Below are 13,586 nucleotides of genomic sequence, written 5' to 3' on the forward strand. Positions count from 1 at the left end.
GGCGGGCGGACGGGCGGCGGTGGGCGTTCGGGGATCAGCTCGGACGGAAGCCGAGGTCGCCGACGGCGCTCTCCAGCCGGCGCGCCAGGCCGATCAGGGTCCGCTCGCCGTGGCGGCGGCCGACCAGCTGGACGCAGAGGGGCGCGCCGCGCTCGTCCCGGGCGACGGGCAGCGTCAGGGCGGGCAGGCCCGTGAAGCTGGCGACCGGGGTGTAGGCGACGCGCCGGTCGTAGTCGGGGTCCCCGGGGGAAGGGATGGTGGAGGTCTTGGCGCCGGCGGCGGCCACGTCCGGGGGTGGGCAGGGGTCCAGGGGCAGCAGCCACACGTCGGTCCCGGTGCTGTCGAACAGGGCGTCCGCCGCGCGGCGGCAGGCGTGCAGCCGCTCCAGGATCCACGCATAGCGGTCGTCGCCGACCTTGGCGCCGACCTCCAGGGCGGTGCGGGTGGTCTCGTGCAGCTCGGTGTTCAGCCACGGCCGCCAGAGCTGGTACGCGTCCCACGCCTGACGCCCGCACAGCTCCCAGGCGGGGCCGCGCATCTCCCACAGCTCGCCGAGGCGGACCTCGGCGGTCCGGTGCCCGGCCGATTCCAGGTGGGCGAGGGCGGTCTCCAGCGCGCCCCGCATGACGGGTCCGCAGGTGCCGTCGGGGCCGTCCACTTCGGCCACGACGCCGATCCGGGGAGTGCCGGGGGCCGGCTGCCGGGGGCCGAGGCGGTCCAGGCCGAGCAGCGGCCACAGGTACCCGAGGTCGTCGGCGGTGCGGGTGACCCAGCCCAGGGCGTCCATGGGCGGCGACAGCGGGAAGACGCCGTCCAGCAGCGCGGGGTCGTGGGTCGTGCGCAGCCCCACCGTGCCGCACTGGCCGGCGGGCCAGCGCACCGATCCCAGGACGTCCGTGCCGAGCGCGATGTCGCAGATGCCGGCGGCCACGGACACCGCCGTGCCGGTGCTCGACCCGCCGGGGTCGATGTGCGGCGCGTACGGGTTGAGGCAGCCGGACCCGACGCCGATGTTCAGCTCGGTCGTGGCGACCTTGGCCGTGACGGCCGCGTACCGGCCGGGCAGCCCTGCGACGGCGGGGGTGGAGGCGCGGGCGTGGTGGCGGTGGAAGCGCAGGCCGAGGCCGGTCGGGAAGCCGGCGACGTCCACGGTGTCCTTCACCCCGACCCGGACCGGTGGCGTGCCGGCGTCCGCGGCCGCCCGGTGGACGCAGGCCCGGTAGCGGGCGTCGGCGTGGTCGGTCCACCGGCTCTCCTCGTCGCGCCAGGTGCCGGCGTCCAGCTCACCCGAGAGGAGGGCCTCGACGCGTGCGCGCAGTGGCATGGCCAGGGTCTCCGGTCGGGGGGCCGGTGTGCGGGCCGCGGGCCAGCCGGCCCGCGCCGCGTACTCCGTGACGGCGTCGGCCGGTGCGGGGAAGTCAGCCATGGTCGGTCTCCTGAGAGGGGCGGGGGCGGGCCGCTGCGGCCTGGAGCCGGGACGTGAGGACCTTGCCGGTCGCGCCGCGCGGTATCCGGGCGACCCGGTGCACGGCGCGTGGCGCGGGCAGGTCCGGGCCGAGCCGGGCCAGCCGGGAGCGCAGGACGGCCGGGTCCAGGGCGGGGTCGGGCGCCGCATAGTACAGCTCGTAGTGCTCGCCGCGGAGCGGGTCGGGGACGGCCGCGCAGGCGGCGTCGAGTCCGCGGCCGCAGGTCCGGGCGAGGGCCTCGACCCGGCCCAGGTCGCAGCGCCGGCCGTTCACCTTGACCAGCCGGGCGGCGCGGCCGAGGTGGTGGAAGGAGCGTTCCCCCGCCCGGATCACGAGGTCGGAGAGCTCGTGGTCGGCGGGCGGTGACGCCTGGTCCCACCGCCGGGCCAGGCGGGGGCCGCTCACCCGCAGGCGCTGCTCTCCGTCCCGGTCCGCGCCGGGCCAGGCGACGTCGGGCAGCAGCCGCCACGGGGGCGGGGGCTCGCCCTCGGGGGCGACGCTCCGGTGGGCCACGGCCCCGGTCTCGGTCGAGCCGAGGAGCTCGACCGCCCGGAACCCGGTGCCGCGCAGCCGGGCGACGGTGCGGTGCGCCGCCGGGGTGGTGGGTCCCGTGCTGTGCAGGGCGATCAGGCCGCTGTGGCGGGCGAGTTCGGCGGTGTGCCGGACGAGCGGTTCCCAGGTGGAGGGCAGGCAGACGAGGAGGGTCCGGCGGCCGTCGGGGATCCGGGGCGGGGCGATCGGGTCCCGCCAGGCGTGTTCCACCCGGGCGCCGGTCAGCCGGGGGAGGACGTCGGCGTAGAGGTACCCGTAGAGGTGGGTGGTCGGGGCGTAGGAGACGACGTGGTCGACGGGGCCCAGCAGGCACTCCAGGACGAGCTCGGCCTCGGCCCGCACCTGCGTCTCCGTACGCAGCCAGGCGACCGGTTCCCCGGTGGTGCCGGACGTCCGGAAGGCGATGCCGGCGCCGGCCGGCGCAGCGGTCAAGACCGCTCCCCGAGTGCCGCGGCGTCCTCCAGGCGGTCGCGGGTGAAGCGTGTCATCCGGTCCACGGTGGCGAACCAGTAGCGGACGTCGTCGGCGACGAAGTCCACCTCGATGCCGAACTCCTCCTCGACGGCGGAGATGCACTCCATGGCCGTGAGGCTGTCGTAGCGGTCGCCGAGTGCCTGTTGGAGCTCGGCGTCGGACGGTACGGAGGCGAAGGCGTCGCCCAGGCGGTCGGTGAGCACGGCGCGGACCCGGGCGCGCAGGTCGTCGTCGGTCGGTACGGTCGTGCCGTTCATGGGTGTCTCCGTGTCGGTGGGGGTGTTCAGGCGGCGCCGTCGGCGCGGCGCATGCGCCCCGGTCCGCCGAGGCGGACGTCGGACGGCGAGGTGGGCCGGAACTCCAGGTAGAAGAACGGTGTGCGCTCGTCGGCGCCCAGGGCCTCGGCGATGCACCGGGCGAGGCCGTCCCGGAAGCGCTCGTCGCGGTCCGGGCCCACGCGGCACGTCACCGAGGCGTGGCGGAGGCCGGTGCCGTCGTGCGGCAGCGCTTCGACGGGCAGCCCGCCCGAGAAGACGCTGTTCTCCTCCGGGGAGTCGAAGCGGACGACGACGTGGCCGGGCTCGACACCGCGTTCGGTGAGCCAGCGGGTGATGCGCAGGGCGACGGCCCGGCGCCGGGGTACGGGCAGCGGTGGGCTGCTGATGGTGATCGTGGGCATGGCGGTTCTCCGGTGACTTCCGTGGACGTCACGACAGGGCGAGGGCGGGGAGAACGGCGCCCGCGTCGTCGAGCCGCCGGGCGAGCAGGGTGCCGAGGCAGTCGGCGAGCGGCCCGCCGCTCCCCGGGGCGAGCGGGGTCCACCGGGTGCCGGACGGGCCGTGGACGCGGTCGAGGAAGGCGTGGAGGTGGCCGGTGTCGACGGGCAGGCCGACCCGGTCGGCCGCCAGCACGGCCTCGTACGCGGACAGTAGGTCCGGCATGCGGTCGCCCTCGTTGGCGAAGCCGCCGCCGCGCACCCGGTGGCGCGCCAGCAGGGCGTCGACCGCCGCGCGTGCCTGTGCGTCGGTCTGCCCGCCGAGGACGAGCAGCGCCCGCTGGGCCTGGAGCCCCGCGCGCAGGCTCGGCGGCGCGCCGGGGACGTTGCCGCAGGCGCCGGGTGTGCCGTCCGCGGCCCGGCACGAGCCGATGAACGCGACGGCACGGGCGGCGTCGATGCCGCCGGCCGCTCCGGTCAGTGCCGCGATCTCCACGGCCGCGGCGGTCGAGACCAGGTCGGAGCCGCGGCCCTCCCAATAGCCGAAGCCGCCGTCGGGGTTCTGCAGGGAGGCCAGCCAGCCGGCGACGCGAGCCCGTGCCGCCGCGTCCTCGCGGAAGGCGCCCGCTGCCAGGGCCCACAGGGTGCAGCGGACTTCGCTGCCCCGGCCGGGCATGTACATCACGCCGCCCTCGTTGGGCAGTTGGCACCCCTCCAGCCAGCGCACGAGGCCGTCGGTCGGCTCCCCCGGAGCGGCGGTGAGCACGGCCGCCGCCGTGCCGAGCGCCTCGGCCGCGGCCTGCGGCTCGCGGTAGGTGTAACCGCCGCGCGGACAGCGCAGTGCGGCGATGCGGTCGGTGACGGCGTCGGCGACCGGTTCCGTCGGCAGCCCGAGCGCCCGGAGCGTCCCGACCGCGCAGAACGAGGCCCACACGTCCTCGACGTCGTAGCCCTCCCAGCGGACGAACGCGCCCGAGGGGCCGCGCAGGCCCAGGACCCAGTCCCGGACGCCCCCGGGGTCGCGCGGCGCGGCGCCGAGCGCCCGCAGGGCGCCGGCGGCGCGGTAGGTCGCCCACATGCAGGGCACGTCGGCGTCCGCGGAGAAGCGGAAGCCGGCGCCGGGGTCCTGGCGGTCGCGCAGCCACGCGGTCAGCGCCGCGACGTCCCAGGGCGGGTCCCCGGCGGTGCCCGCGGCCGCGACGGCGTGCCAGGCCGCGACCCCGTAGTAGCAGGCCCGCACGTCGGCCCTGCCCCGCCGGGCGTCGTCCGGCGTCCAGCTCAGCCCGCCGTCGGCACACTGCAGCGCACCGAGCCAGGAGAGCAGCCGCCCGGTGTCCGGCGGTGGCACGTGGCAGACCTCCACGGCGGTGCGCGCCGAGAAGTGGGTGGCCCAGACGTCCGGGGCCTGCCCCGGCAGCATCGCGTACGCGTCACCGGACCAGGTGTGCCGCAGCCACTCGGCCGTGCCCTCGGTGCGCGGCACCGGGTGTCCCATGTCCCGCAGCGCCTGGGTGCAGTAGAAGGTGGCCCAGGCGTCGGACAGCATGCCGCGGCTCCAGGCGTACCCGCCGTCCGCGTTCCGCCGGCCGGTCAGGTAGCCGGCGGTGAGGTCCGGCTCGGCCATGGACGGGCCGCGCCCGAGCCAGGACAGGGTGCGGACGGCGGCGTAGGTGCACCACAGGTCGGGCTCTCCGGTGGCCACGCCGCCTTCCGGCGCCCGGGGCGCGGTGGTCGCCGTGGTCATCGGACGGTCTCCAGGTGCCGGATGTTGGACCGCTTCCAGCTCTTCTGCGAAGCGCCGCTCTTGGTGGTCGCAGGCAGCGAGTTGACGAACACCACCTCGTCCCAGCGCAGCCCGAGCAGCTCCCCGGAGCTCCGCTGGACGCGCTCGCGGGCCGTGCCCTCGCCGTCCCGGTCGGCCCGGAAGCCGCGTTCGAGCAGGAGCCGGGCGTACCCGCCGGCGCGGTCCACCTCCAGGAGGTAGCCGGTGGCCTCGGTGACGCCGTAGACGACCTCCTCGACGGCGCGGACGGAGAGCGGCGCCCCCTTCACCAGCAGGCCGTCGGCGGCCCGCCCGTGCACGGTGACGACCGGTGCCGCACTGCCGCACGGACAGCCGCCGCCGAGGGACACCTCGTCCCCCGTGTCCAGCCGGAGCAGCGGGCGCGCGTGGGCGTTGAGCGGGGTGACGACGAGCCGCCCGTCGCCCGCGCCGGTGAGCGGGACGGCACCGTCCCCGGCGTCCAGTTCGAAGTAGGTGGCCGCGGGCAGCAGGTGCTGACGGCCCTCCCGGCAGGACGCGGCGAGGGTGCCCGTCTCGGTGCTGCCGTAACTGGCGTCGTGCGCCTCCGCGTTCCACCACTCGCCGAGTCGGCGACGGTAGGGCGCCGTGTTGACCTCGCCGAGCAGCATCAGGCGTTCGACGGAGGCGCCGGTCTCGGCGAGTTCACCGCGCTGCGCGAGCAGCCGGGTGAACTGGAGGGCGACGCCCGGGGCCGCGAAGACGACGGTGGGGCGGAAGGTGCGCCATACGGCCGCCAGCCGGCCCCAGTCGGAGATCCCGGTGGCGAAGGGGTAGGCGCGGATGTGGGGGACGTCCAGGTATTCGCAGACGCCCACGACGAGGTCGGCCACCGGCACGATGTCCGAGGGCAGCAGGACGACCGCCCGCGCTCCCTCCGCCAGCAGCGGGCGCCAGGCCTCGGCGACGGAGACGGTGTTCCAGATGGTGTCCTCGGCCGTCCGCGGCGTCGGGGTGGGCGTACCGGTGGTACCGGTGGTCTCGTAGTACTTGGCGGCCTGGTCCGGTGGCACGGCGGCATAGTGGAGCGGCCGCTCCTTGAGGGACTCCCGCGGGGTGACGGGGAGTTCACGGAACCGGGCCGGCGAGAACTCCCCGATGCCGCGGTAGGCGTCGCTGCGGCGGGCCCGGTCCCATGCCCCGGCGAGCTTTCTCTCGTAGAAGCCGTCGTCGGGCACTCGTCCCTGATGGCTGCGGATCTCGTGCTGTGCTGCGCGGAGCACCGCGAAGCGTTCCTCGGTGTGCAGGATCACTACGACCTCGCTCATGACGGAAAAGACACGGCGGACGACGCCTCTGTCTCTCGACGGCGCTCCGGGAACGCACGCGGCGACCGCGCGGCGAAAAGGCGTCCCGGCGTCCGGAGGGGGCGGTGTGGGGGCGGCTGTGGGGGGCGGGCCACCTCGAACGTATAGCACTAAAGGTCGTGCGTGCAAGGGCCATCAATATTGCGCCAAGTCCCTGCCTCCTGAACGAAAACTCTTGCCTTCCGACATCAACTTCGCTGTACCGTGCGGTCAGTTGACGCGAAGATCCCTTGAACGCGACACCCCCTGCCTGGAGTCAGCCGATGTGCGGAATCGCAGGATGGGTCGACCTCGATCTCGACCTCTCCCACAAGCTGTCCGACGCCGACGCGATGGTGCGGACGATGGCCTGCCGCGGCCCGGACGCCGCCGGCGTCCGGGCCGACACACACGCGATCCTGGGCCACCGACGGCTGTCGATCATCGACCTGGAGGGCGGCGCGCAGCCCATGGCCGAGCCGCCGGAGGCCACGGCCGGGCCGTCCGTCGTCCTCAGCTACAGCGGCGAGGTCTACAACTTCCGTGAACTCCGCGAGCAGTTGCGGAGCCACGGGCACGTGTTCCGCACCCGGTCGGACACGGAAGTCGTCCTGCGCGCCTACCTGCAATGGGGGCCGGACTTCGTCGACCGGCTGAACGGCATGTTCGGCTTCGCCCTCTGGGACGCCCGGGCCGAACGGCTGCTGCTCGTCCGGGACCGCCTGGGCGTCAAACCCGTCTACTTCGCGCGCCTCGGCGGCGGCGTCCTCTTCGGGTCCGAGCCGAAGGCGATCCTGGCCCACCCGGACTTCTCCGCCGCGGTGGACGCGCGGGGCCTCGCGGACCTGCTGGGCCTGATGAAGACGCCGGGCAGTACGCCGTACCGGGGCATCGAGGAGGTCCCGCCCGGGTGCGTGGTCACCCTCGACCGGAAGGGGCTCCGCGTCACCCGGTACTGGCGGCTGCGGCGCGTACCGCACACCGACGATGCCGAGACGTCGGCGCGCACCGTACGGGACATCCTGGAGGACACGGTCACCCGCCAGATGGTCACCGACGTGCCCTTGTGCGCCCTGCTGTCGGGCGGCCTGGACTCCAGCCTCCTGACCGCCCTCGCGGCGGGGGTGGAGTCCCGGCGCGGCGGAGCGCGCGTCCGGTCGTTCGCCGTGGACTTCACCGGCCACGACAGCGATTTCCGGACCAGCGAGTTCCGGCCCGAACGCGACTCCCCCTACGCCCTGGAGGCCGCCCGGCACATCGGCACCGACCACCGGGTCATCGAGCTCGCCGCCGACGAACTCACCGCCGACGACGCCCGCGACGCCGTCCTGCGCGCGCACGACCTGCCGTTGAGCTTCGGCGACGTCGACACCTCGCTCCACCTCCTCTTCCGCGGCATCCGCCGGCACTCGACGGTGGCCCTCTCCGGGGAGTCCGCCGACGAGGTCTTCGGCGGCTACCTCTGGTTCCACGACCCGGCCGCGATCCGGTCGGCGACGTTCCCCTGGCTCAGCCGGATGCAGCTGATCCCCCCGGAGCTGCTCGCCCCGGACTTCCGGGCCGCCACCCGGTTCGAGGAGTACCGGGCCGACGGCTACCGGCAGGCCCTCGGCGAGGTGGAGCACCTGCCCGAGGACGACGACCGCGAGCGCCGCATGCGCGAGATATCCCACCTGAACCTCACCCGCTGGCTCCCCACCCTCCTCGACCGCAAGGACCGGCTGAGCATGGCCACCGGCCTGGAGGTCCGCGTCCCGTTCTGCGATCACCGGCTCGTCGAGTACGTCTACAACACGCCCTGGGACGTCAAGACCCCCGGCGGCGACCCCAAGGGGCTGCTCAAGCGCGCCGCGTCGGGGCTCGTCCCGGACTCCGTCCTCCGCCGCAGGAAGAGCCCGTACCCCACCACCGCCAACCTCCTGTACGAGAAGGACCTGCGCGGCCGGATCCAGGCACTCCTCGCCCGGCCGACGGCCCCCGTCTTCCAGGTGGTCGACGCCGCCGGACTCGCCCGGCTCCTGGAGCGCCCGGAGGGCTACTTCGACACCCAGCTCCGGCGCAACGGCATGGAGACCGCGCTGAACCTCGACGCCTGGATGCGGCGGTACGAAGTGGCCCTGGCGTAGGACTTGGGGGACACTGCCCGGACACGCGACGCGTTGTAAAGTGGTGGGGATGCCCTTGACCTGCACAAACGCAGGCAGGGAGCCTTTCTCCGGGAGTGCCTCCATGTACCGCACCATGATGAAATCCAAGATCCACCGCGCCACCGTCACCCAGGCCGACCTGCACTACGTGGGATCCGTGACCGTGGACGCCGACCTGATGGACGCCGCCGACCTGCTGCCGGGGGAGAAGGTGGACATCGTCGACATCGACAACGGCGCACGGCTGTCCACCTATGTGATCGAAGGGCCGCGCGGTTCCGGTGTGATCGGGATCAACGGCGCGGCGGCCCGGCTGGTCAGCCCCGGGGACCTGGTGATCCTGATCGCCTACGGGGTGATGGACGACGCCGAGGCCAAGGCGTTCGAGCCGCGTGTGGTGTTCGTCGACGAGCGGAACGCCGTGGTGGACCTGGGTGCCGACCCGGCGGCGGTGCCGGACGGGTCGGGGCTGCTGCGCGGGGACCGCGTGGACGGCGGGGACCGCGCCGCCGGGTGACGTCCTCCGGGGCGCGCCCGGTTCAGACCGCCGACGGTACGCCGGCCGCCTCGGCCAGCGCCCGGACGGTCAACCTTCCCTGGGCGCGCACCTGTTCGTCGTCCGACGGCCGGCAGCGGCCGGCCGCCGGGTCGAACTCGGCCATGATCACACCCGCGTGGTCCGCCGCCGGCTCGTCCAGCCGGGCCGGCCAGCCGCGCCCGGTGAGCGCGGCCAGCACCGCGCGCGAGCACTCCGGGCCCATCAGCGTGTCCTCGGTCCCGTGCACCAGCCGCACGGGCACCGGGGTGATCGGGGCGGCCAGGGGGACGGGATCGGCCAGGTCGGCCAGTGGCGGCGTCCCCGTCGTCCGCGCCGGCAGGTCGTAGCGCGACGCGATCCCCACGACGGCGGCGGGCCGCCAGCCGTCGACGACGTCCGGGCGGAGCGCGACGCCGAGCGCGGCCGGGGCCCCTGCGGACCAGCCCGCCAGCACGATCCGCCCCGGATCCCCGCCGTACGCCGCCGCGTTCGCCCGGCACCAGGTCAGCGACCCGAGCAGCGCGGCCCGTCCGCCGTCCTCCGCGTCGGCCCGCCAGTCCGGCACGATCACCACCGCCCCCCGGCCGGCGACCTCCCGTGCCACCGGACCGAGCACCCCGCGGTCATCAGGGCTCGCCCCATGCCACAACAGCACCACCGGCAGCCCGCGCTCCTGCCCTCCGGGCCGGTGGATGTCGACGTCCTGCCCCTGCGGCGTACGGACGACGTGCCGCTCTGTCGCGGGAAACGGGGGCGCGGCGGGCCTGTCAGGCGTGGAGGGCGTGGCGGGCACGGTGGGCATGGCGGCCTTTCCGGGACGACGGGTGTACGGGTGTGGCGGGCGTGATTCCTGTGACTCCCTTGGCGTTCGCGGACGTTACCAGTCGGTCGCCGGAGCACGGCGTGCCCGGGGGCCCGCAGGCGCCCACGCCGTACGCCCCCCACCGCGCCTCGCTGTCCGTGACCGGGTGGCTGCGTCGAGTCGCGCATCCGGAGGGGGCGGGTCATGCTGAAACCGCCGGCAGCACTCCTTGGCGTACGAGCGAGGGCGGTGACCATGACTGAGACAGCTCTCCGACGGCGTACGCGCCAGAGCCCCGGGACGGCCGGACTGTTCGCACGGCTCGCGGCACTGCCCGACGGGCCCGAGCGGACCCGGCTGCGGCAGGAACTGATCGCCGCGTGGCTCCCCATGGCCGAGCGGATCAGCCTGCGGTACCGGTCCAGCGGGGAGAGCCCGGCCGATCTCCGACAGGTGGCGGCGCTGGCGCTGGTCCGGGCCGTCGACCGGTTCGACCCGGACCGCGGCTTCGCCTTCGAGTCGTTCGCCGTCCCCACCATCAACGGGGAGCTCAAGCGGCACGTGCGCGATCACGTCTGGTCGCTGCACATCCCCCGGCGCGATCAGGAGCTGCGGGCCGCGGTCCGCGCCGCGCGGTCGCGGCTGGAGCAGAAGGGCGCCGGGACGCGCGTCACCGAGGCCGCGCTTGCCGAGGAGGCCGGGCTCACCGAGGCGGAGGTCCGGCGGGGCATCGACGCGGACGGGGTGCACCACACCCTGTCCCTTGACCACCCCATCGACGGCGCGGGCGAACTGCCGCTGGCCGACACCCTGGGCCGGGTGGACCGCGCGCTGGACCTGGTGGTCGACCGCCAGTCGCTCAGGCCGCTGCTCGACGCGCTCCCCGAACGGGAGAAGTCGGTCCTGTACTGGCACTTCTTCGGCAATCTCACGCAGCAGCAGATCGGCGCCCGGCTGGGAGTGTCCCAGATGCAGATCTCGCGCATCCTCAGCCGCACCTGTGCCCACCTGCGCCGGCAGTTGCTGGCACCCGCCTGATCCGGGCGGCTCCTGGGCACACGTACGGCATCGAACGGCAGGCCCCCACGCGGGGGCCCGCCCGGGATCCGTACCGGAAACGAGGTTCACCGCCATGACGTCACAGCACACGCACCTGACCCCGGACCTGCCGCCCGTCGTCGAGGTGCCGGACCTCCCCGGGGCACCGGGGCCGCGCCCATCCGGCGCCGCTCGGCGGCGCGGGGAGCGGGGCGACGCGGGGGACGACGGGGGGAGTGCCGGCTCCCAGCCGTCCCGTCCGTCTCGTCCGGCCCGGTCGTCCCGGCCGGCGGAGCGGGAACGGAGCGGAACGGAGCGTGGCGCCCATCACGAGGGTGATGGGCGCCACGGGTGCGCGAAGGAGGGTTCCGGCGGCTGACTGTGACCCGCCCCGCGCGGTTTGCGGTCCGGTGTGACCGCAGTCCAGGGAGGAAATCAGTCGGCGACGCAGGTGTTGCCGAAGGTGGGGTTCAGCAGGGCGATGATGTCGATCGAGTTCCCGCAGAGGTTGATCGGCAGGTGGATCGGCACCTGGATGTTGTTGCCGGAGATGACGCCGGGGGAGCCAACGGCCGCCGCCTTGGCGTCGGAGTCGGCTACTGCGACGCCCGAGGCGCCGGAGACGACAGCGCCGGCGGCGGCGGTCATGAGGACTGCCTTGGCGATACGCGACATGGCTGAAGCCTTTCTAAGGGGTGTTGAGCGTCAATTGTGACCGGGGTTTTCGGTGGGGATGCACCAAAATGGTCCGCTGAAGCCTTAATTAACCCATTGAGGGCAATAAGTCAGATGTGATGTCCGGGAATTGAGGGGGCGCCGGATACGTGGGAGCATGGCGGGCCGCCGCGAGCGGCCCGCTTTTCCGGTGCGGCGCGGGGTGTGTCGTCCGGTGTGCCTGCCGGTGCGCTTCCGGCGTGCTTTCCGGTGCGCTTTCCGGCATGCTTCCGGCGCGTGGGCGCCTTGCGTTCGCCGGGGCGGGTTTGGTAATGGGGCCGGGCTTCCGTACAGTTTCCCGGAAGCCTCAATCGAACGTATGGACTGGAAACAACAGCGGCTATGACGGTCACAGAAGAGAGCCGCGGCGACGCCCGGGGCACCGCCGAAGGGGCGGGCATCGCCGAAGGGGCGGGCATCGCCCCCGAGCGCCTGGCGATCTGCCTGGACGTGCTCAAGGAGCTCGACGAGCTGCCGATCGACCACCCGGACGCGGTCACCGTCCGCCGGGCCACCTCGGGCATCTACCGCACGGTCAAGCAGCGCCGCCGCCAGGAGCGCCGGGCCGCCAAGACCGCCCACGACCGCGAGGTGACCGAGGCCACGGCCACCGGCTCCGCCGACCGCATCGACGACGAGACGCAGGGCATCCTGCCCAGCTCCAGCACCCTCGGCGAGATAGCGGGCGTCCTGCAGCGCCCCCGCTCCTGCTACATCTGCAAGACCCGCTACGTCGAGGTCGACGCGTTCTACCACCAGCTCTGCCGCCCGTGCGCGGCCGAGAACCGCGCCCGGCGCGACGCCAGGACCGACCTCACCGGCCGCCGGGCGCTGCTCACCGGCGGACGCGCCAAGATCGGCATGTACATCGCGCTGCGGCTGCTGCGCGACGGCGCGCACACCACCATTACCACCCGGTTCCCGAACGACGCCATCCGCCGCTTCAAGGCCATGCCCGACAGCGACGAGTGGATCCACCGGCTGAAGGTCGTCGGCATCGACCTCCGCGACCCGGCGCAGGTCGTGGCGCTCGCCGACAGCGTGGCCGCCGAGGGCCCGCTCGACATCCTGATCAACAACGCGGCGCAGACCGTCCGCCGGTCGCCGCGCGCGTACAGCGAGCTGGTCGCCGCCGAGTCGGCGCCGCTCCCCGCCGGCGTCCTGCCGGCGGCCGAGGTGATCGGCGCGTTCGGCAGCGGCGCCGTGGACGCGGTCGCCGCGCTGCCCACCGGGCACGGCGAGGGCCTCACCGCGCAGGACGTCACCGACCTGGCGCTGGTCTCCGGCTCCGCCTCGCTCGCCCGGATCGAGGCCGGTACGGCGATCGACGCCGGCGGCCTGGTCCCGGACCTGGACGCCACCAACAGCTGGATCCAGACCGTCTCCGAGGTCGACCCGGTCGAGCTGCTCGAGGTCCAGCTCTGCAACTCGACCGCGCCGTTCATCCTCATCAGCCGACTGCGCCCGGCGATGGCCGCCTCCACGGCCCGCCGGAAGTACGTCGTCAACGTCTCCGCCATGGAGGGCGTCTTCAGCCGCGGCTACAAGGGCGCGGGCCACCCGCACACCAACATGGCCAAGGCCGCGCTCAACATGCTGACCCGCACCAGCGCGGAGGAGATGCTGGAGGCCGACGGCATCCTGATGACCGCCGTCGACACGGGCTGGATCACGGACGAGCGGCCGCACCCCGACAAGGTGCGGCTGGCCGAGGCGGGCTTCCACGCGCCGCTCGACCTGATCGACGGCGCCGCCCGCGTCTACGACCCGATCGTGCGGGGCGAGGAGGGGGAGGACCTGTACGGGTGCTTCCTCAAGGACTACCGGCGCGCCGACTGGTGACCGGGTAACCGGTGACCGGGTAGGGGTGCGGGAAGCCGACGGACGGGCCGGTGCGCGGGAGCGCTCGGCCCGTCCGGCGTCTGAGGACCTCGCAGCGAAGCCGCGATGCCGGGGTCCGGGGCGTCAGCTCCGGGAAACGGTGAAAGGGTGGGACCGGAGCACCGCCCTCCGCCGGCGGAGAAGCGGCCACGGAAGCCCGGCCCGTTCGTCC

At 74.3% G+C, this 13,586-nt stretch carries 12 protein-coding genes; 4 read left to right on the forward strand and 8 right to left on the reverse strand.

Annotation, left to right across the window (positions count from 1 at the left end; translation table 11 throughout):
* Positions 1-34: 34 nt before the first annotated feature.
* Genes JNW98_RS22220 through JNW98_RS22245 form a run of 6 tightly spaced genes read right to left on the reverse strand, consistent with a single transcriptional unit; the run spans position 35 to position 6,276 of the window.
* On the reverse strand, positions 35-1,426 hold the full coding sequence (locus JNW98_RS22220) for an amidase (protein WP_223770029.1): 1,392 nt from the start codon (positions 1,424-1,426) through the stop codon (positions 35-37).
* On the reverse strand, positions 1,419-2,450 hold the full coding sequence (locus JNW98_RS22225; RefSeq protein WP_223770030.1) for an AMP-binding protein: 1,032 nt from the start codon (positions 2,448-2,450) through the stop codon (positions 1,419-1,421). The genes JNW98_RS22220 and JNW98_RS22225 overlap by 8 nt, the downstream gene beginning before the upstream one ends.
* The gene (locus JNW98_RS22230; RefSeq protein ID WP_223770031.1) at positions 2,447-2,749 is read right to left on the reverse strand and encodes an acyl carrier protein; all 303 of its coding nucleotides are present in this window, start codon (positions 2,747-2,749) and stop codon (positions 2,447-2,449) included. The genes JNW98_RS22225 and JNW98_RS22230 overlap by 4 nt, the downstream gene beginning before the upstream one ends.
* A gap of 26 nt (positions 2,750-2,775) precedes the next feature.
* Positions 2,776-3,171: a hypothetical protein gene (locus JNW98_RS22235; protein WP_223770032.1), complete on the reverse strand. Its 396-nt coding sequence runs from the start codon at positions 3,169-3,171 to the stop codon at positions 2,776-2,778.
* A 28-nt stretch (positions 3,172-3,199) separates the two neighbouring features.
* Positions 3,200-4,951 carry a prenyltransferase/squalene oxidase repeat-containing protein gene (locus tag JNW98_RS22240; protein WP_223770033.1) on the reverse strand — a complete coding sequence of 584 codons (1,752 nt, stop codon included), beginning with the start codon at positions 4,949-4,951 and terminating at the stop codon, positions 3,200-3,202.
* Positions 4,948-6,276: a phenylacetate--CoA ligase family protein gene (locus JNW98_RS22245; protein ID WP_223770034.1), complete on the reverse strand. Its 1,329-nt coding sequence runs from the start codon at positions 6,274-6,276 to the stop codon at positions 4,948-4,950. Before JNW98_RS22245 ends, JNW98_RS22240 begins: the two co-directional genes overlap by 4 nt.
* Positions 6,277-6,578: 302 nt before the next feature.
* On the opposite strand from JNW98_RS22245, the gene asnB reads away from it, so the two are divergent.
* Together asnB and panD are read left to right on the forward strand one after the other, a co-directional pair.
* Positions 6,579-8,420: an asparagine synthase (glutamine-hydrolyzing) gene (asnB, locus tag JNW98_RS22250; RefSeq protein ID WP_223770035.1), complete on the forward strand. Its 1,842-nt coding sequence runs from the start codon at positions 6,579-6,581 to the stop codon at positions 8,418-8,420.
* 103 nt (positions 8,421-8,523) lie between these two features.
* Positions 8,524-8,958 carry an aspartate 1-decarboxylase gene (panD, locus tag JNW98_RS22255; protein ID WP_223770036.1) on the forward strand — a complete coding sequence of 145 codons (435 nt, stop codon included), beginning with the start codon at positions 8,524-8,526 and terminating at the stop codon, positions 8,956-8,958.
* Between the two features lie 22 nt (positions 8,959-8,980).
* On the opposite strand, the gene JNW98_RS22260 is transcribed toward panD, so the two are convergent.
* On the reverse strand, positions 8,981-9,781 hold the full coding sequence (locus JNW98_RS22260) for an alpha/beta hydrolase (RefSeq protein ID WP_223770037.1): 801 nt from the start codon (positions 9,779-9,781) through the stop codon (positions 8,981-8,983).
* 255 nt (positions 9,782-10,036) lie between these two features.
* Between JNW98_RS22260 and JNW98_RS22265 the strand changes: the two genes are divergently transcribed.
* The gene (locus JNW98_RS22265; protein WP_223770038.1) at positions 10,037-10,819 is read left to right on the forward strand and encodes a sigma-70 family RNA polymerase sigma factor; all 783 of its coding nucleotides are present in this window, start codon (positions 10,037-10,039) and stop codon (positions 10,817-10,819) included.
* Positions 10,820-11,254: 435 nt separating this feature from the next.
* Here JNW98_RS22265 and JNW98_RS22270 read toward each other — a convergent pair whose 3' ends face one another.
* Entirely contained in the window at positions 11,255-11,494 is a 240-nt protein-coding gene (locus JNW98_RS22270) for a chaplin (protein WP_223770039.1), read from the reverse strand.
* A 381-nt stretch (positions 11,495-11,875) separates the two neighbouring features.
* On the opposite strand from JNW98_RS22270, the gene JNW98_RS22275 reads away from it, so the two are divergent.
* Complete coding sequence (locus tag JNW98_RS22275) at positions 11,876-13,375, forward strand: SDR family NAD(P)-dependent oxidoreductase (RefSeq protein WP_223770040.1); 1,500 nt, start codon at positions 11,876-11,878, stop codon at positions 13,373-13,375.
* Positions 13,376-13,586: the final 211 nt, after the last annotated feature.

Source organism: Streptomyces huiliensis, from assembly GCF_020037025.1.
GTDB classification, from domain to species: domain Bacteria; phylum Actinomycetota; class Actinomycetes; order Streptomycetales; family Streptomycetaceae; genus Streptomyces; species Streptomyces huiliensis.